General features: G+C 66.4%; 19 protein-coding genes. 7 read left to right on the forward strand and 12 right to left on the reverse strand.

Features of this window, described 5'->3' with window-relative positions; all coding sequences use genetic code 11:
- Nucleotides 1-53: 53 nt before the first annotated feature.
- The 3 genes from AUL32_RS17815 to AUL32_RS17825 all read right to left on the reverse strand — a co-directional run bounded on the left by AUL32_RS17815 (nt 54) and on the right by AUL32_RS17825 (nt 3,161).
- Nucleotides 54-1,160: an ABC transporter substrate-binding protein gene (locus tag AUL32_RS17815; RefSeq protein ID WP_062117897.1), complete on the reverse strand. Its 1,107-nt coding sequence runs from the start codon at nt 1,158-1,160 to the stop codon at nt 54-56.
- Nucleotides 1,157-1,924: an IclR family transcriptional regulator gene (locus tag AUL32_RS17820; protein ID WP_082659796.1), complete on the reverse strand. Its 768-nt coding sequence runs from the start codon at nt 1,922-1,924 to the stop codon at nt 1,157-1,159. The genes AUL32_RS17815 and AUL32_RS17820 overlap by 4 nt, the downstream gene beginning before the upstream one ends.
- 448 nt (nt 1,925-2,372) lie before the next feature.
- Entirely contained in the window at nt 2,373-3,161 is a 789-nt protein-coding gene (locus AUL32_RS17825; protein WP_192847484.1) for an IclR family transcriptional regulator, read from the reverse strand.
- 117 nt (nt 3,162-3,278) lie between these two features.
- Between AUL32_RS17825 and AUL32_RS17830 the strand changes: the two genes are divergently transcribed.
- Nucleotides 3,279-4,778 (forward strand): AMP-binding protein, encoded by a 1,500-nt coding sequence (locus AUL32_RS17830; protein ID WP_244497963.1) that lies wholly within the window; start codon nt 3,279-3,281, stop codon nt 4,776-4,778.
- A gap of 13 nt (nt 4,779-4,791) precedes the next feature.
- Nucleotides 4,792-5,559, forward strand: a complete 768-nt coding sequence (locus tag AUL32_RS17835; RefSeq protein WP_062117910.1) for an enoyl-CoA hydratase/isomerase family protein — start codon at nt 4,792-4,794, stop codon at nt 5,557-5,559.
- Between the two features lie 74 nt (nt 5,560-5,633).
- Here AUL32_RS17835 and AUL32_RS17840 read toward each other — a convergent pair whose 3' ends face one another.
- Nucleotides 5,634-6,470 carry a transporter substrate-binding domain-containing protein gene (locus AUL32_RS17840; protein ID WP_062117913.1) on the reverse strand — a complete coding sequence of 279 codons (837 nt, stop codon included), beginning with the start codon at nt 6,468-6,470 and terminating at the stop codon, nt 5,634-5,636.
- A 301-nt stretch (nt 6,471-6,771) separates the two neighbouring features.
- Here AUL32_RS17840 and AUL32_RS17845 point away from each other — a divergent pair, with 301 nt between their 5' ends.
- The 4 genes from AUL32_RS17845 (at nt 6,772) to AUL32_RS17860 (ending at nt 10,911) form a co-directional block, all read left to right on the forward strand.
- Nucleotides 6,772-7,419, forward strand: a complete 648-nt coding sequence (locus AUL32_RS17845; RefSeq protein ID WP_062117916.1) for an amino acid ABC transporter permease — start codon at nt 6,772-6,774, stop codon at nt 7,417-7,419.
- A 7-nt stretch (nt 7,420-7,426) separates the two neighbouring features.
- Complete coding sequence (locus tag AUL32_RS17850) at nt 7,427-8,170, forward strand: amino acid ABC transporter ATP-binding protein (protein WP_061978452.1); 744 nt, start codon at nt 7,427-7,429, stop codon at nt 8,168-8,170.
- Between the two features lie 62 nt (nt 8,171-8,232).
- Nucleotides 8,233-9,393 carry an alpha-hydroxy acid oxidase gene (locus AUL32_RS17855; protein WP_062117919.1) on the forward strand — a complete coding sequence of 387 codons (1,161 nt, stop codon included), beginning with the start codon at nt 8,233-8,235 and terminating at the stop codon, nt 9,391-9,393.
- 87 nt (nt 9,394-9,480) lie between these two features.
- On the forward strand, nt 9,481-10,911 hold the full coding sequence (locus AUL32_RS17860; protein ID WP_062117922.1) for an FAD-binding oxidoreductase: 1,431 nt from the start codon (nt 9,481-9,483) through the stop codon (nt 10,909-10,911).
- A gap of 72 nt (nt 10,912-10,983) precedes the next feature.
- On the opposite strand, the gene AUL32_RS17865 is transcribed toward AUL32_RS17860, so the two are convergent.
- The 7 genes from AUL32_RS17865 to AUL32_RS17895 form a co-directional block, all read right to left on the reverse strand.
- Complete coding sequence (locus AUL32_RS17865) at nt 10,984-13,047, reverse strand: hydantoinase/oxoprolinase family protein (RefSeq protein ID WP_062117925.1); 2,064 nt, start codon at nt 13,045-13,047, stop codon at nt 10,984-10,986.
- A 62-nt stretch (nt 13,048-13,109) separates the two neighbouring features.
- The gene (locus AUL32_RS17870) at nt 13,110-14,147 is read right to left on the reverse strand and encodes an extracellular solute-binding protein (protein WP_062117927.1); all 1,038 of its coding nucleotides are present in this window, start codon (nt 14,145-14,147) and stop codon (nt 13,110-13,112) included.
- 24 nt (nt 14,148-14,171) lie between these two features.
- Nucleotides 14,172-14,999 carry an ABC transporter permease gene (locus AUL32_RS17875; protein WP_061978457.1) on the reverse strand — a complete coding sequence of 276 codons (828 nt, stop codon included), beginning with the start codon at nt 14,997-14,999 and terminating at the stop codon, nt 14,172-14,174.
- Nucleotides 14,996-15,865, reverse strand: a complete 870-nt coding sequence (locus AUL32_RS17880) for an ABC transporter permease (protein WP_062117929.1) — start codon at nt 15,863-15,865, stop codon at nt 14,996-14,998. Before AUL32_RS17880 ends, AUL32_RS17875 begins: the two co-directional genes overlap by 4 nt.
- Nucleotides 15,862-17,892, reverse strand: a complete 2,031-nt coding sequence (locus AUL32_RS17885; protein ID WP_062117931.1) for a hydantoinase B/oxoprolinase family protein — start codon at nt 17,890-17,892, stop codon at nt 15,862-15,864. The genes AUL32_RS17880 and AUL32_RS17885 overlap by 4 nt, the downstream gene beginning before the upstream one ends.
- A 33-nt stretch (nt 17,893-17,925) precedes the next feature.
- Entirely contained in the window at nt 17,926-19,026 is a 1,101-nt protein-coding gene (locus tag AUL32_RS17890) for an ABC transporter ATP-binding protein (RefSeq protein ID WP_062117934.1), read from the reverse strand.
- A gap of 49 nt (nt 19,027-19,075) precedes the next feature.
- The gene (locus AUL32_RS17895) at nt 19,076-20,020 is read right to left on the reverse strand and encodes a dihydrodipicolinate synthase family protein (RefSeq protein WP_062117937.1); all 945 of its coding nucleotides are present in this window, start codon (nt 20,018-20,020) and stop codon (nt 19,076-19,078) included.
- Between the two features lie 143 nt (nt 20,021-20,163).
- Here AUL32_RS17895 and AUL32_RS17900 point away from each other — a divergent pair, with 143 nt between their 5' ends.
- Nucleotides 20,164-20,775 (forward strand): helix-turn-helix domain-containing protein, encoded by a 612-nt coding sequence (locus AUL32_RS17900; RefSeq protein ID WP_202814324.1) that lies wholly within the window; start codon nt 20,164-20,166, stop codon nt 20,773-20,775.
- Between the two features lie 83 nt (nt 20,776-20,858).
- Here the strand turns inward: AUL32_RS17900 and AUL32_RS17905 are convergent, their stop codons facing one another.
- Nucleotides 20,859-21,788: an electron transfer flavoprotein subunit alpha/FixB family protein gene (locus AUL32_RS17905; protein WP_062117940.1), complete on the reverse strand. Its 930-nt coding sequence runs from the start codon at nt 21,786-21,788 to the stop codon at nt 20,859-20,861.
- Between the last annotated feature and the right edge of the window lie 194 nt (nt 21,789-21,982).

The following is a 21,982-nucleotide window of genomic DNA, read 5'->3' on the forward strand; positions in this document are numbered from 1 at the left end:
GATCGAGGATGTGGGGCGCGGCGTCTAGCCGCCGCGCCCGGCGGGTCGGACGGTCAGCGCCCGGCGAGCGCGGCGTTCCACTTCTCGACGAAGGCCGGCGCCTCGTCGATCAGCCCCTTGTCGAAACCGGCGACGATGAGATTGTCCTGACCGACTTGGGCCGCGATGCCTTGGAACGTGTAGCGGACCTGCTTCTCGTCCACGTCGTCGCGGTAGGGCGTGAGGCCGCCCTTGCCGATCAGCGTCTGGCCGTCGTGGCTCAGCGCATAGTCGACGAAGAGCTTGGCCGAGTTCGGATTGGCGGCGCCCTTGGGAATGCCCATGCCGCGCAGCATCATGATCGTGCCATCGTCGGGGAAGGCAAAGCCGAGCAATTCGCCGCCCGGCTGCTCCAGACGCGGGAAGATGGTGATGCCCGAGACCGCGATGCCGGTGACGTATTCGCCGGTGGCGATCTTCTCGTTCATCGGGCCGCCCGACACCTCGCCCCGGATCATCGGTCCGATGGAGGCGAGTTGCTTCCAGCCGTCGTCGCCCTTGACCTTCATGTAGTTCCACCACGCCGCCAGGCCGAACGAGTTGCGCGCCGCGTCATAGGTGGTGATCTTGCCGTCGAAGGTGCCCTTGTCGGCCAGCGCGTCCTCGACCAGCGAGGCGAAGCCGGTCGGGCGCTGCTCCTCGGTGAGGAGCGCGGCGTTGTAGGTGATGACCAGCGGATCCGCCGACAGGACCGTGACGCCGGGATAGGGCTTGGCGAAGTCCGGCAGCTTGGCGAGTTCGGGGCTCTCGTAGGGCATCATCTTGCCGTCGATGCCGTAGGAGGCCCAACGGTCGTTGGCGCCGGAGACGAGGACGTCGGCGGTGCGCGACCCCGATCCCGCCTCGGCTTCCCAGCGCGAATGCACGGTGCCGGAGCCGAGATCCAGCGTCTCGACCTTGATCCAGGGATAGGCGGCGCGGAAGCCTTCGAGCACCGGCCCCCAATTGTTGTCCGCCATGTTGGAATAGATCACGAGGCCCTTCTCGCCGCGCGAGCCTTCGATGACGGTCTGGTAGTCGGCGGGGTAGCCTTCGGGCACCTTGGCGTCCTGCGCGCCCGCTGTTCCCGCCGAGACGATGGCGGCACCGAGCGCCCATAGGGCCATCCTGATCTTGGTCATGCGTCGTTTCCTCCCTTGGATGCTGGTTTGATCCGGCTTCGCCGCGCGAGTTCCTCCGAGACTCTTTGCGCGGTGCGGATGGTGATGTCGGTCAGTTCGGAGACGTGAGCGACGATGCGCTCGCGTGGTCCCGATATGTTGATGGCGGCGACGATGCGTCCGTCCGCGTCCCGGATCGGCGCGGCGATCCCCGCCGCTCCCTCGACCACGCCCTTGAGGTTGACGGCGCACCCGCTCTCCCGCGCCCTAGCGACGGCGGCGAGAACGTCGGAGCGCGCTTCGGGCGTCGGCAGCGCGAATTCCAGATGGGCGTGGAGCGCCGCCTCGTCGAAGCCGGACAGGATCGCCAGGCCGCTCGCCACCAGATGCGCCTGTCGCAGATGCGTGATGTCGCGGTCGTAGCGGATCTCGCGGCTCGGCAGGCACTTGGTGAGATAGCGGATCTGCGCGCCTTCCAGCACCGCCACGAAGCCCGTTTCGTTCGAGGCCTCCACCGCATCGCGCAACGGGACGTTCGAGACGCGCAGCAAGGTGCCCCATGCGTCGCTGCCTCGGCGAACTTCGCCGGGAAGCCGCACGAGGGTGTACGTGCCGCCTTTCGAACGCTCGACATATCCCCGCTCCGTCAGGAGACGAAGAAGAAGAAGGCCGCTGCTTTTCGGCACGTCCAGCGCCAGCACGGTCTCGGTCAGCGACACCCCTTCCGAGCGCGCGGACAGCCATTCCAGCAAATCGAGAATCCGCTCTGCACCACGCCCGCTCAATTCGCCCTCCCAGGCTTGTTCAAAATGTTGAACTCGTTTATTATGCTGAATAATGGGATTGATCAGTCAGCCTGTCAAGCTGCGCGCAGCGGATGGGTGCGTGCGATTGTCTGATTGCCTCTCGGAGTGTCCGTACGAGGCTTCATGAATGAGGCGGCGTGGATGAGGGGTTTTCGATCCGCACGCGCGGGGTCGAAGCGCCGACGGTCGTCGTCGCGGTATCGAATCGAGCGCGACGCAGCGCAGAAGGCCGGCGGGGTCTGACCGACGGACTTTGTGTCGGGTCGGCTGTTCGGCGACCCGTCGTTACGCGGGCGTGAAACCGTAATGACCCCGGAAAGATCGAAAGCTCTCGTCGGCCTAGACGAGAGCTCTATTCGGAATCGTTCAACTTCGATCCGGATTTAGATCAGCTGGGCCATCAATAGAAAAACCAGAGAGATACTCGCTAACCGGGAAGAACCTGAGAAATCGAGCGCCCCGCCGCGATCAGGGTTGGGATGAAACGATGGATGATCGTTTCCTCGTCATATCGAAACTTGGACGCTCCGAGGCTGACGGCTGCGATCGTCTGTCGATCGCTTGAGACGATGGGGCAGGCGATCGAGATGTCGCCGGAGTAAATCTGCTCCTGCACCAGCGAAAATCCGCGTTCGCGCACCAGCCGGATTTGCCGCCAGATGCCCTCGACGTCGTAGATCGTCTTCGACGTAAAGGCGCGCAGCTGCGAGCGGGCCAGAAGGTCGTTCACCTCCTCGTCCTTCAGAACGGACAGCAAAGCCAGCCCTCCCGCCGTGCAATAGGCCGGAAGGCGACTGCCGACATTGACGTCGGTGTCCAGGACGTTGGGAGAGAGGTAGCGCGAGAGATAGATGATGTCGCCCTCGTCCAGAACGGTGAGCGAGATCGTCTCCTCCGTGGTCCGGTTCAGATGCGACAGGTAGGGATGGGTTCGCAGCACGAGGGGGCTCGAGCGCGAATATTGGTAGGCGAGGCTCAGCGCCTTCGGCGTCAGCTCGTAGGCTTTCGTGCGCTCGTCTTTTCTCAAATAGCCAAGCTGGCTCAGCGTGTGAATGAAGCGCTGGGCGGCCGACCGGTCGAGCCCCGTTCGCCCGGCGATCTGGGTCAGGGTCTGGCGCGGGTGAGCGGCGTCGAATGTTCCGAGGACCCGGAACGCCTTTTCCACCGCGCGCACCATCAGCGGATCGCCGCGCTCTTCGGATATCGACTCTTTCATTGCGATCATCCCTATGGCTTATCGCTTATGGATAGCATAAAAATGGGCTTCAAGAAATAACAATTATTGCAATACGATAAAACAGGTGGTCGGATGGATTGGCAAGGGCAAGGCTTTTTGCATCAACTCGCCGAGCTGGCGCGGCGGGAGCCCGACCGAATCTACGCAACCGAGTTTCGCTCCGGCGAACTCGTTGCGCACGGGATGGCCGAGATCGCCGAGCGTTCGGCCGTCTTCGCCCGAGGTCTGGCGGAGCGGGGTGTCGGGCAGGGCGATCGCGTCGCCTGCCTGCTCGACACGCATAGCGACCACCTTTGTCTGATCCTGGCCATCGCCCGGCTGGGCGCCATCTGGGTGCCTGTCGGAACCCGCCTCCTACCGGCGCAGCTCGACTATATGTTCAGCGAGAGCGACGTCGGCCTCGTCGTGGCGGAGGCGAGGCTCACTGATAAGGTTCGCGCGGCCCGTCCCGACATGCCGCTCGTTCTGCGCGAGGATGAAAGGGGCCTCGCCGCCGTGCTCGCCTCGACGGCGGACCTGCCCCAGCCCGACGTGCAGCCTTCCGACATCCTGATGATCAGCTTCACGTCGGGAACGACGGGGCGGCCCAAGTCCGTGCCGGTCACCCACGCCATGATGCGCTTTGCCGCCGAGGCCGCCGCGCGCGCGGCCAGGGCGGACCCTGGCGAGGTGCTCTATGTCTGGGAGCCGTTCCACCATATCGGCGGCGCGCAGCTCATCATCCTGCCGCTGATCCGCGACGTGACGCTGGCGCTGACCTCGCGGTTTTCCGCGTCCCGCTTCTGGGACGAGGTTCGTGCTTGCGGCGCCACGCGCATCCATCATCTCGGCGGCATTCTCCAGATGCTTCTCAAGCAGCCGCCCAGCCCGCGCGATCGCGACCACCGGGTGGCCGTCGCCTGGGGCGGGGGATGCACGCCGCATGTCTGGGAAGCGTTCTCGGACCGCTTCGGCACGAGCATGGTGGAGTGCTACGGCATGACCGAAGCGTCCAGCCTGACGACGATCAACGACGAGAACCGCCCCGGCTTTGTCGGCCGGGCTCTGCCCTGGTTCGACGTCGCCATTCTCGCGCCCGACGGGACGCCCTGCGCGCCGGGCGTGCGGGGGGAAATCGTGGTGACGCCGGTGGGCAACGGCGCGGCCGCGCTGTTTACGGGCTATCTCAACTCGGAGGAGGCGACGCGCGAAGCGCTGCGCGGCGGCCGTCTCCATACCGGCGACCTCGGCGAGATGGACGAGGCGGGGTGGCTGAAATTCCACGGTCGCCTGAAGGAGACGATCCGCGTGCGGGGCGAGAACGTGTCGGCCTGGGAGGTCGAGCATGTCGTCGCCCAACACGAGGCGGTCGCGGCCTGCGCGGTCATCCCGGTCGAGGCCGAGATCGGGGAAGCGGACATCAAGCTCTTCGTCGAGCTCGCGCCCGGTCTGCCGCTCACGCCGCCCGAACTCTTCGAGTGGGTTCGCGGCCGCTTGGCGCCCCACCAGCTTCCCCGGCACATCGCCTTCGTCTCCGCCTTCGAGCGCACGCCCAGCCAGCGGATCATGAAGCATCGGCTCGATGCGACCCCTGCGGGTGACTGGACCCGCTCCTAACAAGGATAATCCCATGAGCGAACAGACCAATGCGATCCTGGAGCGGATGGACGAAACCGTCCGCGTGATCACCCTCAACAAGCCGTCGCGGCTGAACGCCTGGGACAAGCCGATGCGCGACGATCTCGTGTCGGCGATCCTCAAGGCGTCCAAGGCGCCGGACGTCGAAGCCATCGTGCTGACGGGCGCCGGAGACAGAGCCTTTTGTGCGGGCCAGGACCTCAACGAGGGCAAGAGCTTCGACGCCGACCGCGCCGAACTCTGGATCGAGGAGTGGAGAACGCTCTACAATTCGATCCGCCGCTGCGAGAAGCCGTTCGTGGTCGCGTTGAACGGGATCGCGGCGGGCTCGGCCTTCCAGGTCGCGCTTCTCGCCGACTTTCGTATCGGGCACGCGCGCTCGCGCATGGGCCAGCCCGAGATCAACAGCGGGATCGCCAGCGCCACCGGTTTCTGGATTCTGCGCGAGATGCTGGGTTTGGCTCGGGCGATCGATCTCGTGCAGACCGGGCGCATCCTCGAAGCGGAGGAGTGCCATCGTCTGGGCCTGATCAACGAGATCGTGGAGCCCGACGCGGTGATGGAGCGCGCCCTCGAACTGGCGCGGTTCCTGGCGGCCAAGCCCAAGCGCGCCTACGCCTTCAACAAGCAGCGCATCGCGGCGGCGACGCAGGAGAGCTTCGACGAGACCTTCGAGCTCGCCCGGCAGATCCATCGCCGCGCCTTCGAGGCGGGCGAGACGCAGGCCGAAATGGCGAAGTTCTTCGATCGCAAGAACTGAGCGCCCGCAAGAACCGAGGGCTCAACAGCAGAAAGGCGCCGGGTCTCCCCGGCGCCTTCCGATCGGGCTCTGGATCAGAACTCGATACCCTTCGGAATCGAATCCGTGTCCATTCCGGCGGCCTTGAAACCGTCGATCAGGAGCGGGGCGATGGACTGGTCGGCGCGCTTGCGCTCTCCCCAGGCCTGAAGGAAATCGCGCAGCCGCCCGTCGCCGTCCTTGCGAAGACCGGCAGCGGCGGGGATGCCGCGCTCGGGCGTCGGCACCGTGTAGCCGGAAAACACCTGCGGCGTGGTCGAGAAGGTCTGGAGGCAGATCGGGAGTTCCTGCACGACATAGTCCGCCCGGCCGGACTGGATCGCCATGATCGCCTCGTTCATCTCCTTGAGCGTCTTGACCTTGGCGTTCGGCATCTCGTCCTTGATGAACTGGGTCTGCGCGGTGCCGGTGACCATGGCGAAGGTGGCGTCCGGCTTGTTGTAATCCTGCCAGGTCGCGCGCGTTTCGGCCTTCTTGCCGGCGATCACGCAGTCGGTCATGCGGTAGAGCGGCCCGGCCATGTCGAGCGCCTTCTTGCGCTCTTCCGTCGCCGTCATGCCGGGAAAGATGTCGATGCGCCCTGCCTGAAGGTCGAGGACCACGGTCTGCCAGGTCGTCTCGTGCCATTTGACCGTCAGAGGCTTGCCCATTTTTTCCGACAGATCCTTGACCATCTGGCGGCAGACATTGGGTCCGTAACCCTCATAGACCAGATCGCTGCCGGTGTAGAAGGAGGTGGGCTTGTAGGCGTGGACCCCGCCGCAGACGACCTCGCCGGTGCGCTCGATCTTGTCCCAGAGCGCTTCGGCCGACGCGGGCGTGGCCGCGAGGATGCCGAGGGCGGCGAGCCCGATTCCCCAGTGAATGGTCATGCTCATTCTCCCGTATCTGATGTGCGATTGTGCAGGTGCGAAGGGCGCTGCAATCGCAGGCATGGTCTCACACCCCACATCGAGCAACAATTGAAAATCGCAAAGACGGGTACGAGATTCGACGCTCCAAGATGAAAAGTTATCGTATAGAAATAAGATCGACGGTTTAGATCGGTTTTTTGCATATTCGTGATCGAACGGGTAGATTTCCCGCAACGTCTACGCCTAAGCTTGGCTTATCAAAACTCTCTCGCCAGCGGGTCGGATCGACGAAAGCCGGCTGTTGCGCAACGGAGGCTCCATGTACGAGTTCGACTGGTCGGTGGTCTTAGACCCGCAGCTCTGGCTGCAAGCCATGTTCGTCACGACGGCCTATGCCGTAGTGACGACGCTGGTGGGGCTCGCGCTGGGCGTCGTGCTGGGTCTTGTCCTGGTGTCCAGGATACCCGTCCTGGGCCTGATCGTGCGGCTCTATATCCACGTCTTCCGCTGCACGCCGCTCCTCGTGCAGATCGTGTGGTTCTTCTACGCGCTCCCGATGATGACCGGCTTCACCATGCCGGACTGGTTCGCCGCCGGGCTCGGCCTCACGCTCTACATGGCCGCCTTCGCGGCGGAGATCTTCCGGGGCGGCGTGATCTCCATCGAGAAGGGCCAATGGGAAGCCTCCACCGTTCTGGGCTTCTCCTACGCCACGAAGATGCGGCACATCATCCTGCCGCAGGCGACGCGCCGGATGATCCCGCCGATCGTGAATCAGGCGATCCTGCAGCTCAAGAACACCTCGCTGCTTTCGGTCGTGGCCATGCCCGACATCATGTACGCGGCGGGTGCGCTGACGATGTCGACGTTCCGACCGCTGGAGGTCTACACGTTCGCCGCGCTTCTCTACCTCGTAATTCTGACGCCGGTGACGCTCCTGGCGAACCGTTTCGAACTCAAGCACTGAGGCGAGCGTGATCTCCACCCATCAGCTTCGAAAGTCCTTTGGCGAGCGCGAGGTTCTCAAGGGCATCGACATCGACGTGCAGCAGGGGCAGGTCGCCGTTCTGATCGGCCCTTCGGGTTGCGGAAAGTCGACCCTCCTGCGCTGCCTGAACCTTCTGGAACGGCCGACGGCGGGCGAGATCGAGGTGGCGGGCAACCGCCTGTCCTTCACGCCCGCGACACGCATTCCCGAGCGCCGCCAAGCCGAGTTTCGCGCCAAGACCGGCATGGTCTTCCAGAGCTTCAACCTCTTCCCGCACATGACCGTGCTGCAGAACGTCGCCTCCGGCCCCTATCTCAACGGGCTGAAGTCGAAAGCCGAGGCGCATGAGCTCGCGACCCGGCTTCTCGTCCGCGTCGGGCTTGCCGACAAGGCGGATCTCTATCCCGCCCAGATCTCCGGCGGTCAGGCGCAGCGGGTGGCGATCGCTCGCGCGCTTGCGCTCGATCCCCAGGTGATGCTGTTCGACGAGCCGACCTCGGCGCTCGACCCCGAACTCGTCGGCGAAGTTCTGGAGGTGATGCAGGGTCTCGCCCAGGACGGCACCACCATGATCGTGGTGACACACGAGATGGGCTTTGCCCGCAACGTCGCCTCGAAGGTGATCTTCATGGAGGCGGGCATCGTTGTCGAAACGGGCGCGCCGAACGAGGTCCTGCGCGAGCCGCGAACCGAGCGGCTTCGCAGCTTCCTGTCGCGGGTCGAGCACTGATGCGGCGTTCCGTCGGCGGCTTCCAAGACGGGCTCTCTCCTTCGGGGGCCGGGGTCTGACCCATGCCGTCCCCTCCGACGTTCCGCGATTTCGACGAGGCGCGCAGGGCGGCACGCGCCTTTCTGCCGCGCGCGCTCTTCGATTACATCGACCGGGGCACCGAGGGCGAACGGGCGTTGGCCGCCCTGCGCGAGGGGTTCGACGCAAGGCGCGTCGTGCCGCGAATTCTGCGCCCGGTGTCCGCGCCCGACCTTTCCGCCCGCTCCTTTGAGGCCGCAAGACCATCGCCCTTCGTGATCGCGCCGACGGCTCTGGCGGGGCTGGTCCGGTTCGACGGGGAGGTGCTGACGGCGCGCGCCGCCTGCGCTGCGGGCGTGCCCATCACCATCTCGACCCAGTCCTCCATAGCGATCGAAGCCATCGCTGACGGCGCGCCGGGGGCCGAGCTCTGGTTCCAGCTCTATGTCTGGCGGGATCGAGGGGAGACCTGGAGCCTGTTGGAGCGGGTCGCGCGCTGCGGCGTGGAAACGCTGCTTCTGACGGTGGACACCCCGGCCTCACCGAAGAAGGTCCACAACCTGCGCAACGGGTTCGGCATTCCGCTGAAACCCTCCCTTCGGCTGGGCGCCGACCTTGCCCGCCACCCCCGCTGGACGGCGGGTGTGATGGGCCGCTATCTCTTACGTCGCGGCGGGCTGCCCACCTACGCGCATTACCCGCCTGGGGCCGCGCGGTCCGTCGCGTCGGCGATCGGCGACGGGCGCTTCGCCCTGGACATGGTGCTCGACGAACCCTTCGTGCGCGAGCTGCGGCGGCGCTGGAAGGGGCGTCTCATCCTGAAGGGCGTTCTCGCCCCCTCGGACGCGGCGCAGGCCTTCGCGCTCGGTTGCGACGGCGTGGTGGTCTCGTCTCATGGGGGGCGCAACCATGACAGTGCCGTGCGTCCGCTGGAGATGTTGCCCCGCATCCGCGAAGCCGTCGGGCCGTCCGTGACCCTGCTTGCCGACAGCGGCGTGCGGCGCGGGTCCGACGCGGCCAAGCTCTTGGCGGCGGGGGCCGATCTCGTCCTGCTCGGCCGGGCGCCGCTCTATGGGCTGGCAGCGGGTGGGCAGGCGGGCGTCGCCGCGATGCTGAACCAGTTGACCGAGGAGCTGCGCGGTTTCCTGGCGTTCAGCGGCGCGCCGAACCTTTCAGAACTTCGATCCTCTGAATGGATCGGCTGAGGCAGCCTTTGCAGCCGCACCGGACCGCCGCGCGCCGGCGAGCCCCCGATGGCAAGTCCGATAGATCGAGAAGAACAGGATGGTCGCATGACAACTCCCATCGCAGCCGAGGATGTCCTGGCGGGGCTTCGCCGGATTGTCGGAGCCCGCAATGTGTTGACGGACCCGTCCGACATGGCGCCCCATCTCGAGGACTGGCGCGGCTACAGCAAGGGCACCGCGCTTGCCGTGGTGCTTCCCGGCAGCACGGGGGAGGTGGCTTCCCTGGCGCGGCTCGCGGCCGAACACGGCCGGTCCCTGGTTCCGCAGGGCGGCAACACCAGCCTTTGCCAGGGTTCGGTGCCGCCGGAGGGCGGAAACGGCATCGTCGTCGCGCTGCGGCGCATGGCCTCCATCCGCGAGATCGACAAGCCGTCCGGCGTCATGGTGGTGGATGCGGGCGCGACCTTGTCGAGCGTTCATGCGGCGGCGGCGGATGTCGAGCGACGGGTGCCCATCAATCTGGGAAGCGAGGGCACTGCGCAGATCGGCGGTCTCCTCTCCACCAATGCAGGCGGGACGAGCGCGCTTCGCTTCGGCCCGATGCGCGAGCTCGTCTGCGGCATCGAGGTCGTGCTGCCGGACGGCCGGGTGTTCAGCGATCTGCGCGCTCTGCGCAAGGACAACACCGGCTACGACCTGCGCAATCTCTTCGTCGGAGCCGAAGGCACGCTCGGCATCGTCACCGCCGCCGCGCTGCGCATGCATCCCATGCTGCGCGCGTCCGGCCATGCCTGGATCGGCCTGGCTGATTTGGAGGCCGCCGTCACGGTTCTGACCGGGCTGCAGGACCGGTTCGATACCGCCGTCCAGGCCGCCGAACTTCTGTCCGCCAGCCAGGTCGACCTCGTTCTCAAGCACATTCCCCGCACCCGGCACCCGCTGGAAACGCGTCCCGAATGGTCGTTGCTGGTGGAGCTCGGCAGCTCCGACGCGGGCGCCGACCTGCAAGGGCCGCTGGAGGAGTGGCTGGCCGAGCGCTTCGAGGACGGCACCGTGACCGACGCCTTCGTGGCGCAGAGCGAGGCGCAGGGCGGCGACATCTGGCATGTCAGGCATTCCGTTTCGGAGGCCAACAAGATCCACGGCCATTCGCTTTCGCACGATGTCGCCGTGCGCCCCTCGCTCGTGCCGCGCATGATCGAGGCTTGCCGCGAGGGCGTCCAGGCCGTTTATCCCGGCGCCAATATCCTCATCGTCTCGCATATCGGCGACGGCAACGTGCATTTCATCGTCCACTTCACCCATGCGGAGTGGGAAACGTTCCGCGATCCGAAGGCCGTGACGGACGAGGTGATGCGGATCGTCCACGACCAAGTGGAGGCGTTAGGCGGCACGTTCTCGGCCGAGCACGGGATCGGGCGCAAGCTGAAGGACGAGCTGGCGCGGCGCGCCGATCCGGTTCGCCTCGAGCTGATGCGCGCGATCCGAGGCGTCATCGATCCCGATCGGCGCATGAACCCCGGCACGATCCTCTGACGACGAGATCTCCGACCACGAAAGCAAAAGGCCCGGATCGCTCCGGGCCTTTTTCGTTGGGAACTGGCCGGCTCAGCCGGCGAGCTGGGCCAAGACCGTGCCGTTGTCGCGAACCTCGATGTCCCATCCGGGTAGGATCCAGGTCGTGGTGTCCTCCTGTTCGAGGACGATCGGGCCGGACACTTTCTGGCCCCGCGCCAATTTGCGCCGATCGTAGACGGCGGCGGCGACGTAGCTTCCCTCATGCCAGATCTGCCGGTGTTCGCTCGCCTCGGCCTCGATGGCGCCGACCTTCGTCCCGGTCGGAACGCGCGGCAGGTTCGCCATGACACGCAGGCGCAGCGTGACGACCTCGATCGGGCTGTCCATGTCGCGGAAGCCGTATTGCCGCTCGTGCTGGCGATGGAAGGCCTCGCAAAGCGCGGCGACGTCGATCGCTCCGTTCCTTGTCGGGGCCTCGACATTGATGTCGAAGGCCTCGCCTTCGTAATGCAGGTCGGCGGTCACGGCGAAGACCGGCTCGCCGAGATTCTGACCCTCGCCCGCGATCCAGGCGCTGCCCGTGTGCATGAGATCGGCCAGCGTGCGGTTCAGGAGTTCGGCCGTGGCGGCGGGGTCGAGGATGCGATGGCGGAGCGAGCGCAGATAGTCGCGCTTGATGTCGGCCAGCGTCGCGCCCATCGCGCAGAACGTGCCCGGCGCGCCCGGCACGATCATGGAGCTCAAGCCGACCTCCGCGGCCAGCATGTTGGCATGGGTCGGCCCCGCGCCGCCGAAGGGCATGAGCGCGAAGGTGCGCGGGTCTTCGCCGCGCTGGGCCAGCGACTTGCGAAGCTCGGTTCCCATCACGGCGGTCGCCACGCGCAGAGCCGCTTCCGCCGTGCGCACGCCCGCGTTCTCGCCCGTGATGCCGACCTTGGCGCCCACACTCGCCAGCGCGTCCAGCGCGGCCCGCCGGTCGAGCTTCATGCGCCCTTCCAGAAAGCGGTCGGGGTCGATCAGGCCGATGGCGACGTAGCAGTCGGTCACGCAAGGGGAGGCGCCGCCCCGCCCGTAGCAGACCGGCCCCGGATCGGCGCCGGCGCTGCCGGGCCCGACCTTCAGGACGCCGTGTTCGTCCACCCAGATGATCGAGCCGCCGCCCGCGCCGATAGCCGACACGTTGACCACGGGGAGAACCAGCGGGAAGTCGCCGACATGGGTGCGCGTCGTGTATTCCGGGTCGCCGTTGCGCGTCACGGCGATGTCGCTCGACGTCCCGCCCATGTCGAAGGTGATGATGCGGTCGACGCCGGCCTGGGAGGCGATGACCTGCGCGGCGACGACGCCGGAGGCCGGGCCGGACAGAACCGTGTCGATCGGTCGATCGCGCGCCGTGTCGATCGACAGCGTGCCGCCGTTGGACGACGTGATGTAGACCGGCATGGTGAGGCCGAGACGAGCCAGACGCTGCTGCAGCAACGTGAAGTAGCTGGTCATGAGCGGATGAACGTAGGAGTTCAGGAGCGCGACGAGCGTGCGCTCGTATTCGCGCGTTTCCGGCCAGATCCCGGCCGAGGCGGTGACGAGAACCTCCGGCACGCGCGCCGAAAGCCCATCGACGATGTCCTGTTCGAGCTCGGGGTAGAGATAGGCATGAAGCAGCGTGACGGCGGCGGCGGCCACGCCGCTCGCGCGCAGCCGCTTGGCCAGCGCGTCGAGTTCGGCGGCATCGGGGCGCGAGAGGATTTCCCCCGTCGCCGCGACGCAGGCCCCGACCTCGAACACGAGATCGCGCGGAACGAGAACCTCCTCCTTCTCGGCGTTCATGTCGTAGGAATTGGGCATGCGCGAGCGCGCGATTTCCAGGATGTCGCGAAAGCCCCTGGGCACCACGAGCGCGACGCGCGCGCCCCGGCGCTGGATGATCGCGTTCAGCCCGATCGTCGTGCCGTGGATCACCAGCTCCACGTCGTCGCGCGAAACGCCCGCCTTCTCGATCACTTTGACGATGCCCCGCTCGACGGAGGCGGACGGGTCCGAGGGAACGCTCGGCTCCTTGAAGAAGGTGGTCTCGCCCGTTGCGGAATTGACGAGGACGAAGTCCGTGAACGTACCGCCGACATCGATGCCGATGCGACATTGGGGTTTCAGCATGGGTGTTCCTGCGTCTGTTCGAAGGTTCGGGCGGGCGCTCTGGTGGGCTGGGCTCGCCGGGTTTACTGGCCGATCTCGCGGTTCCAGCGGTCGATCCATTGCGGCATGCGCTCGGCGACGCCGGCGAAATCCGGCCAGCGGATGGCGTCGATGTCGGGAACGCGCTCCTTCAGCTTGCCGTCGTAGGTGACGTCCTGATTGACGACGGCGTAGCCGATGGCCTGCGCGAAGCAGCTCTGGTTCTCGGCTGCCAGAAGCGTGTCGATGAAGGCCCAGCCGTTTTCCGAGCCGTTCTTCACCTTCTGGATCACGGAGGGACTGATGACGCCGCCCTCCTGCGGATAGGCGAACTGGAGGTCGGGGATCGCGCCGTCATGGGCGAGCCAGGCGCGCCCGTCCCAATAGGGGCCGATGTCGGCTTCGCCGGACTGGATCAGCGTCAGGAACTGGTTGATGTCGTTGTAGAAAACGACATTGCCGCTGTCCTTCAGCTTTTTCAGCTCGGTGAACAGCGCGTCGGCATCGTCTATATTGGCGCCGTAGAGATTGACGATGTTCCACAGGAGCGCCGTCGGCGTCGTGCTCGACAGGTTGATGCCGGGAAGGGCGGCCACATAGTCCCCGTCGATGGCGCCCTGGAAGAAGTCCTTCCAGCTCTTGGGCGGCTCGCTCACGGTCTTGGAATTGTAGGCAAGGCCCGCCGCTCCATAGTTGATGACCGTGCCGAAGCCCTTCAGCGGCTCCTTGAAGCGATCGGGCACCTTGGCGAGGTTGGGGATCTTGGCGGGATCGAGCGGCTCGACGAGACCGTCGCGGATCGCCGTGTTGGCCGTGTCCATGAGGTTGACGAGGACGTCGATCGGGGGCTTGGCCGGATTGGCCGCGATCTGGCTGATCCATTGCGGCGGGCCGCCGATGATGACCTCGACGCTCTGGCCGGTGCGGGCCGTGTGCGGCTCGGCATAGCAGCGACGAAAGGCCTGCTCCCAGCTTCCGCCGAAGGCGGTCACCGTGACGTCGGCCGCGAGCGCGGCACCCGAGCCGAGCCAGAGGGCGAAACCGGCGCCGAGAAGGCGCAGGGAAGAGGTCGAGATTCCCATGCAATGGTCTCCGTCTTGGGTTTGTTAGCGGACGTTCTGGTTCACCAGGTGCTTGAGCCCGGTGACGCGCTGGATCAGCAGGAGGGCGAGGATCGCCACGGCGAGCTGAACTGTGCTGATGGCCCCGATGGCGGGGTCGAACTGGTTCTGCTGGTAGGCGAGCATCACCACCGGCAGCGTGTTGGTGGAGGAGCCCGCGAAGAAGAGCGAGATCGGCAGGTTGTCCAGCGACACGAGCATGGAGAACAGGAGCCCGCTGATGATGCCGGGGCGCACCAGCGGCAGCGTCACATGGCGGAACACCTGCCAGCGGGACGCGCCGAGGATAAAGGCGCTTTCCTCGAAGCTCGGGCTCGTGCCCTGGTAGACGGCGATGATGGTGCGCGTGACATAGGGCACCGAGACGACGACATGCCCGATCAAGAGCGAGGGAACCGAAACGCCGAGCCCCATCCACGAGAGATAGTAGAGAAGGGCCACGCCGAGCAGGATCATCGGCATGGACAGGGGCGCCAGAAGCAGTGTGACGATGGCTTCGGCGAAGGGCGACTTGGAGCGCGCCAGGATCAGCGCGGCCGGGAGCGAGATCGCAAGGGCCAGAAGACCCGAGGCGACCGCCACGAACAGGCTGAAGCCGAGCGATGTCAGAAACGGCCGGTACTCGATCATGCGCGCGTACCAGCGCAGGGAGAAGCTCTCGATCGGCAGCTGCACGAAGGCCGCATCGACGAAGGAGAACAGCACCACCACCACGATCGGCGCGAGCAGGAAAACGAAGAAGGCGATGACGAAGGCCGTCAGCAGGGCTCCGGCGAGCCGCGCGCCGGGCGTGTTCGAGGCGGGGCCGCTCATGCGCGGCCCCGCTTGGGGCGCACGAGCCGAAGCTGCAGATAAAGGCAGGTCAGCGCCAGAACGAGGAGGATGTTTCCCATCGCGGCGGAAAGCTTGGCGTTCCCGACGAGCGTGAACTGCTGGTAGATCAGCACCGGAAGGGTCACGACGCTGTTGTTGCCGAGCAGCAGCATGGTCAGGAAGCTGCCGTTGGCCATCATGAAGACGATGATGGAGCCCGTGACGATGCCCGGCAGGCTGAGCGGCAAGGTGACGTTCAGAAACACCCGATGCGGGCCCGCGCCCAGTATCCCGGCCGCTTCCTCCAGCCGCCGATCGACCCCCTGAAGCACGGCTGCGATGGAGATGACCATGTAGGGCACGAGGATGTGGACGATGCCGATCATCACCGAGACCGGGCTGTTGATGATGCGCAGCGGCTTGTCGAGAAGGCCCGCGCCCATCAGGATCGTGTTGACCATGCCGCCGCGCGCCAGAAGAACCTGCCATCCGTAGGTGCGCATGATGATCGAGGTCATCAGAGGCGCCACCAGCAGGAAGATCAGAAACGTCGACAAACGGCCCGAGTGCCGCACGAGATGGTAGGCGACGGGATAGCCGATCACGACGCAGATCAGCGTGGCGAGAAGGCTGACCCAGAGGGTGCGGCCGATCACCGAGAGATAGTAGCCGTCGGTCAGAAGACGCGCATAGTTGCCGACCGACCAGCCCGCGTCGGTCTGCAGGCTGTTGAGCGTGTTGTCGACGAGCGGCGCGATGAAGAATAGCATGAGGAACAGCACCGCGGGCGCGATCCCCCAGACCTGCGGGGGAATCGACAGGCCGCGACGCCGCTGGATGCTGATCGTCTCGGCCAGGACGCTCATGCGGCGGCGTCCAGGCTGGCGGGAGCGCCGTCGAGCTCAGTGCGCAGCGACGCCAGTTCCCGCTTCATGCGCTCGGCGCAGTCGCCCGTGGCTGCGATCCGCTCGGCGATCGGCGTGGTTCCGGTGCGCGGCACGCCGCCCAGAACCCGGTCGAAGATCGCCGCCCGACGCTTCTGCCGAACGCTGGTGGGAAGCCGGGCGAGAAGCGCGTTCAACGCATCCATGATCCCGTCGCCGAACACCGTCTCCCAGGCGTCCCGCTCGGCGCCGAAGGCAAAGCCCCCGCTCTCCGGCGCGGTGCCGGCGCGCCGAGCCTTCGTCGCCTCCTCGTTCACGGCGTCGCCATCGAGGACGACGCCGTAAAGGGCGAGAGCGTCCGCCGCGCCGAGGAAGCCACGGCGGACATCCTCGCAGACGGCGCGCGCCTCGCGCAGGAAGGGATGGCCGTATCCGCCGCCGCCGGGGGTGCGGATGGTCACGACATCGCCCTTGTCGACGCCGAGCACGTCGAGCTTGCCGACGTCGATCCGCGTTCCGTCCGCGCGGGTCACAAGAACCTGGAACAGGGAGCCCTCGCGTCCGCCCTCCATGCCCCAGGGGGCGAAGCGGAAGCGTTCGGTGCCGCGCCCTAGAACCTGACAATCATCCGCCAGAACCTCGAACTCGAGCGACAAGCCAAGGCCGCCCCGCCATTGCCCCGCGCCGCCGGACCCGGCCCGCAGCGCGAAGGAGCGCACGCGCACGCTCGCGCTGCTTTCCACGGTTTCGATCGGATTGTTGGCGAGATTGGCGATGCCGCTGTCGCGCCCGTCCACGCCGTCCGCCCCCATGCGTGCGCCCGAACCGCCCACGAGCGGTTCCAGAACCAGCACCTTGCGCCCGCCCGTCTCGCGATTGGGCTCGGTGAAGACGACCGGCACGGTCACCCCGCCGCTCGGCGCCTTCATCAGGTGCGGCGCGGCCTTGGCCAGAACGCCGTTCAGGACATCGTTGACGCGCGTCGCCGTCGCATGGCGCACCCCGACCGCCGCCGGGTAGACCGGATTGACCACGGTTCCGGCGTCGGCCGCGACGGTGAAGTTGCGGTAGAGACCGGCATTGATCGCGACGGTCTTGTCGTAGGTCAGGATGAAGGCGATGAGGCGCAGCGTCAGCCAGGGATGGCGCTTGCCGCCCGTTGGAATGTTGTAGGCGGAGGCGACCTGTCCGTCCGTGCCGGCATAGTCGAGATGCACGAGGCCGTCCGAAACGGTCATGCGAACCTTCAGGCGGATCGGCACGGGCGAGGTGAAGTCGTCGTCGAGATAGTCGGAAAACTCGTAGGCGCCGTCCGGGATGCGGCGCAGCACGGCGCGCGCCTTGGCGCCGGCATAGGCCTGCAAGGCCTCTTGGGCTTCCACGAAGGCTTCGACGCCGTGCTGGGCGATGAGGTCGGCGACGCGCGCCTCACCGGTTGCGAGCGAGGCGATCATGGCCTTGATGTCGCCGGCATTGTCGCCTGGCGTACGGGAATTGGCGCGGAAGATGCGCAGGAAGTCGCGGTTCTCGCGGCCGCCCACCATCACCTTGACCGGCGGGATCAGGAGACCTTCCTGATGGATCTCGGTGTTGGACGGCGAGATGGAAGAGGGCACGCGCCCGCCCACGTCCGAGCAGTGGATGAAGCACCAGCCATAGGCGACGATCCGCCCCTCGTGGAAATAGGGCTGGATCATGTGCAGATCGGGCAGGTGGGTGGCAAGCCCTTCTGTCTCGAACGGATGGTTGGTCATGATGACATCGCCGGGCGCCAGATCGTCGAAGGCGGCGATGGCCGGCATGCAGTCGAGGTCCATGTAGTTGGACACGCCGATCGCGCGCGGATAGCCGAAGAACTTGCCGTTCAGGTCGGCCAGCGCCGTCGCGAAGTCGGCGGTTTCCTTGACGAAGAGCGTGCGGCCCGTGCGCTGGAGGGTGTGGCTCATTTCCTCGGCCGCCGCGCCGACCTTGTTGCTGAGGATCTCGAGCGTGATGGGATCGATGCTCATGGAGGGCCCTTTCCGTCTCAGGAATTGCGCGTGTCAGGAATTGCGTGCGAAGAGGTTTTGCGCGCCGACCGGCCATTCGACCCAGACCGGCGTGCCGGGCGCCCAGCGCGCGCCCAGATCGCCGTCCCGCCCGTGCTCGAAGACGTTGAGCGGGGGCGCCTCGGGGCCGAGCGACACGGTGTAGTCGTGGCACGCGCCCCGGAACACATGGCCGCTGATCGTGCCGGGTAGGACGATCATGCTATCGGACGATGCGGGCGGTCCGTCCGACAGGCGGATGCGCTCGGGCCGGATGCCGAGCGTGACGGGGCCCGACAGCGCGCGGCCGTTGGACGCGACGGGAACCGGCTCGAGGCCGGGAAGGCATAGCTCGACGCGACCATCCTGCCTCGCCATGGCGGGCAGATTGTTGGATGCGCCGAGAAAGTTGGCGACGAAGCCGCTTGTCGGGCGCTCGTAGATTTCCTCGGGGGTGCCGACCTGCCGGATATGCCCGCCTTCCATGACGACTACCTTGTCGCTCATGGTCAGCGCCTCGTCCTGGTCGTGCGTGACGAGAACGGCCGTGATCTGAAAGTCCTGCTGGATCTGGCGCAGCTCGGCCTGCATGCTCTGGCGCAGGTTCTTGTCGAGCGCGCCCATCGGCTCGTCGAGGAGAAGCACCGCCGGCTCGGTGACCAGCGACCGCGCGATGGCCACGCGCTGCTGCTGGCCGCCCGACAGTTGCGAGGGCATGCGCTCGGCATGTTGCGAGAGGTGAATGAGGTCGAGCATGCGCCGGACCTTCTCAGTGATCCGACCCTTGTCCATCCCCGCCATCCTGAGGCCGAAACCGATATTCTCGGCGACCGTCATGTGCGGGAACAGCGCGTAGTTCTGGAACACCATGCCGAGCTTGCGCCGGTTGGGCGGCAGCCGGGTGACGTCCCGGCCGCCGAGAAGGATGCGCCCGCGCGTCGGACTGTCGAACCCCGCGACGAGGCGCAATGTCGTCGTCTTGCCGCAGCCGGAGGGGCCGAGCAGCGAGACGAATTTTCCGGGCTCGATCTGGAGGTCGATATCATAGAGGGCGGTGATGGGCCCGAAGTCGCGGCCAACGCCCTCCAGTTGCACCGAAACCGGCGATGTTGACATTCTGTCCTCCTGCGGTCTCGTTGGATGGGCGGTGCCGACTGCGCGTCTTTCAGGCGGGGACGGCGTCGGAGCCAAGCCGGGCGCCCTGGCGCTGCGGCCCCGCCATCGCCTCCGCGCGGATCACGCCGAGCGCGTGGTCCATCAGCGCTTTGGTGCGCTCGCCAGGCGCCAGCAGCGGCAGCGCCACGCCGCCCATCGGCGAGCCGAGCGCCCCCAGCATGGCCTTCAAAGGCCCCGGATTGGTTTCGTTGAAGAGGGCTTCGAAAATGGGAAGCAGCTTGCGATGCAGCGCGATGCCTTCGGCGAACGCGCCCTTGGCGAGCGTGTCGTGAATGCGGATCCAGTATTCGGGGAGCAGGGGGGCGCTCGCCAGGACGCCGCCGCGCGCGCCATGCATCACATGGATCGCGTAGAGCATGTCGTCTCCCGACAGAAGCGAAATCCTGTCCTCCACGGCGTCGGCCAGACAGTTGAAGTAATGCGCATCCGTGTTGCAGACCTTGGCGCCGATCACGACGCCCTCTCGGGCGAGCGTGGAAAGCGTGCTGGTCGCGGTCTTGAAGCCCGTCCGGGCAGGGATGTCGTAATAGATCAGGGGCAGATCGACGCGCGAGCGATAGGCTCGCATATATTGCAGAACGCCTTCCTGCGTGGGGATCACGTAGAACGGCGTCACCAGCATGAGCCCCGCCGCGCCGACGGCTCGAAACGCTTCGCCGATCACGACCGCCTCGGCAAAGCCCGTGGACAGGACGCCCGGCAGCACGGGAACCGCGCCCTTGGCGGCCTCGACGGTGCGCCGGACCACGGCGACGCGATCCTCGGGGGCAAGCGCGGTGTATTCGCCCGTTCCCCCCATCGGCACGAGGCCCGTCACGCCGGCGGCGAGATTGCGCTCGATCAGATCCGTCAGAGCTTCGAGATCCGGCCGCCCATCCGCTTGGAGAGGTGTGGGAAGAGCCGGGAGGATTCCCCGAAGATCGTCAGCATGCATGGCCTGCGTCCCGTCTTATCGATGTTGTCGCAGAGACTACAAATTGTCCTATACGAAAATCAATAGTATTATTGTGCTGCATTGCACCTTTGACGAAATTCGCCTAATGGATGTGCATCCCGATGCTCTCAACGGCGGCTTCCATGGATTTCGACATAACCGCGTCGCGTTCTCCGCAACCGGCCTGGTCGGCGCCGCAGGAGCCGATCGACGTCGGGGGCCGCATCGCGCAGCTTCGGGCCGATCATGGATGGACGTTGCAGCAGGCGGCCCGCCAGACCGGCGTCGCCTTCTCGACCCTGTCCAAGATCGAGCGCCACGAGCTCTCGCCCACCGTGACGACGCTGACGAAGATCGCGCATGGAATGGGCCTGACGCTGAGCCAGCTTCTGGAATCGCCGCGTCCGCCTATGGGAATGGCTCGGCGCAGCCTCTCGCGTGCGAGCGAGACCAAGAGCACGGCGACGGGCGCCTGCGACAATGCCGTGCTGTGCAGCGATCTCAAGAACCGGCGCATGACGCCGATCCGCACGCGGGTTCGCGCGCGGGACCTGTCGGCCTACGAGGAATGGGCGCGCTACGACGCCGAGATTTTCCTGACCGTTCTCAAGGGGACGCTCATCCTCCATAGCCAGAATTACGAGCCGACGAGGCTGGAGACGGGCGACTCCATCTATTACGAAGCCTCGACCGGCCATCTCTGGACATCGGAAGGCGACGAGGACGCCATCGTCCTCTGGGTCTATGCGGAATAGGCTTGGCGGCCAGCGATGTGCCCGCCGCGCTGCGCTATGGAACCTGTCGGCCAGCCAACCCTACGTGGCTTTGTTCGGTGCTCTCAGAGCTTGGACGTGAGTTCAGGCACAAGGGTGAAGATATCGCCGACGAGGCCGTAGTCGGCGACCTGGAAGATCGGCGCGTCCTCGTCCTTGTTGAGGGCGACGATGACCTTCGAGTCCTTCATGCCCGCCAGATGCTGGATGGCACCCGAGATACCCGCGGCGACATACAGATCCGGCGCCACGACCTTGCCGGTCTGCCCCACCTGCCAGTCGTTGGGCGCGTAGCCCGCGTCCACCGCCGCCCGGCTGGCGCCCACCGCCGCGCCCAGCTTGTCGGCCAGCGGCAGCATCACCTCCTCGAACTTCTCTCGGCTCCCCAGCGCCCGCCCGCCCGACACCACGATCTTGGCGCCCGACAGCTCTGGCCGCTCGGAATGGGTGACCTCCTGGCCGACGAAGCGTGACACGGCCGGGTCGGCGGCGGCCGACACGCTTTCCACCGGCGCGGACCCGCCCTCGCCTGCGGCCGCGAAGGCGCTGGTGCGAACGGTCAGGAGCTTGATCGCGTCCCGCGAGCGCACGGTCTCGATCGCGTTGCCGGCATAGATCGGGCGCTCGAACGTGTCCGCGCCGTGCACGGCGATGACGTCCGACACTTGCATCACGTCGAGAAGCGCGGCCGCGCGCGGCAGGACGTTCTTGCCCGACGCCGTGGCGGGGGCGACGATCGCCTCGTAGCCGGGGGCGAGCGCGACCAGCAGCGCGGCCAGCGGCTCGGCCAGGGCATGGCCGTAGAGCGGGGCGTCGGCGAGCAAAACCTTGGCGACGCCGGAGAGCTGGGCGGCGGCGTCCGCCACCGGCGCGCAGCCCTCGCCGGCGACCAGAAGATGCACCTCGCCGCCCAGCTGCAGCGCGACGGTCAGCGCCTTGGCGGTTTCGCCGGACAGATGCGCGTTGTCGTGTTCGGCGATCAAAAGCGTGGTCATGGGATGAACCTCGAAATCGGATGGAAGCAGGATCGGGCGGCCCGGCTCAGACGAGACTCGTCAAACCAGCCCGGCGCCCTTCAGGGCGGAGACCAGCTCGTCCACCGAGCCGAGCTTGACGCCGGCCTGCCGGCCCTTGGGCTCGGCCGTCTTCACGACCTCCAATCGGGGGCTGGTGTCGATGCCGTAATCGA

Source organism: Aureimonas sp. AU40 (assembly GCF_001463785.1).
In the GTDB taxonomy this organism is placed as follows: domain Bacteria; phylum Pseudomonadota; class Alphaproteobacteria; order Rhizobiales; family Rhizobiaceae; genus Aureimonas.

Bases quoted from the DNA above. Each gene is read 5' to 3' on its own strand.
- AUL32_RS17815 (WP_062117897.1), bottom strand. From the start codon at position 1,160: ATGACCAAGATCAGGATGGCCCTATGGGCGCTCGGTGCCGCCATCGTC.
- AUL32_RS17825 (WP_192847484.1), bottom strand. From the start codon at position 3,161: ATGAAAGAGTCGATATCCGAAGAGCGCGGCGATCCGCTGATGGTGCGC.
- AUL32_RS17835 (WP_062117910.1), top strand. From the start codon at position 4,792: ATGAGCGAACAGACCAATGCGATCCTGGAGCGGATGGACGAAACCGTC.
- AUL32_RS17840 (WP_062117913.1), bottom strand. From the start codon at position 6,470: ATGACCATTCACTGGGGAATCGGGCTCGCCGCCCTCGGCATCCTCGCG.
- AUL32_RS17845 (WP_062117916.1), top strand. From the start codon at position 6,772: ATGTACGAGTTCGACTGGTCGGTGGTCTTAGACCCGCAGCTCTGGCTG.
- AUL32_RS17855 (WP_062117919.1), top strand. From the start codon at position 8,233: ATGCCGTCCCCTCCGACGTTCCGCGATTTCGACGAGGCGCGCAGGGCG.
- AUL32_RS17860 (WP_062117922.1), top strand. From the start codon at position 9,481: ATGACAACTCCCATCGCAGCCGAGGATGTCCTGGCGGGGCTTCGCCGG.
- AUL32_RS17865 (WP_062117925.1), bottom strand. From the start codon at position 13,047: ATGCTGAAACCCCAATGTCGCATCGGCATCGATGTCGGCGGTACGTTC.
- AUL32_RS17870 (WP_062117927.1), bottom strand. From the start codon at position 14,147: ATGGGAATCTCGACCTCTTCCCTGCGCCTTCTCGGCGCCGGTTTCGCC.
- AUL32_RS17875 (WP_061978457.1), bottom strand. From the start codon at position 14,999: ATGAGCGGCCCCGCCTCGAACACGCCCGGCGCGCGGCTCGCCGGAGCC.
- AUL32_RS17880 (WP_062117929.1), bottom strand. From the start codon at position 15,865: ATGAGCGTCCTGGCCGAGACGATCAGCATCCAGCGGCGTCGCGGCCTG.
- AUL32_RS17885 (WP_062117931.1), bottom strand. From the start codon at position 17,892: ATGAGCATCGATCCCATCACGCTCGAGATCCTCAGCAACAAGGTCGGC.
- AUL32_RS17890 (WP_062117934.1), bottom strand. From the start codon at position 19,026: ATGTCAACATCGCCGGTTTCGGTGCAACTGGAGGGCGTTGGCCGCGAC.
- AUL32_RS17895 (WP_062117937.1), bottom strand. From the start codon at position 20,020: ATGCATGCTGACGATCTTCGGGGAATCCTCCCGGCTCTTCCCACACCT.
- AUL32_RS17900 (WP_202814324.1), top strand. From the start codon at position 20,164: ATGGATTTCGACATAACCGCGTCGCGTTCTCCGCAACCGGCCTGGTCG.
- AUL32_RS17905 (WP_062117940.1), bottom strand. From the start codon at position 21,788: ATGACCACGCTTTTGATCGCCGAACACGACAACGCGCATCTGTCCGGC.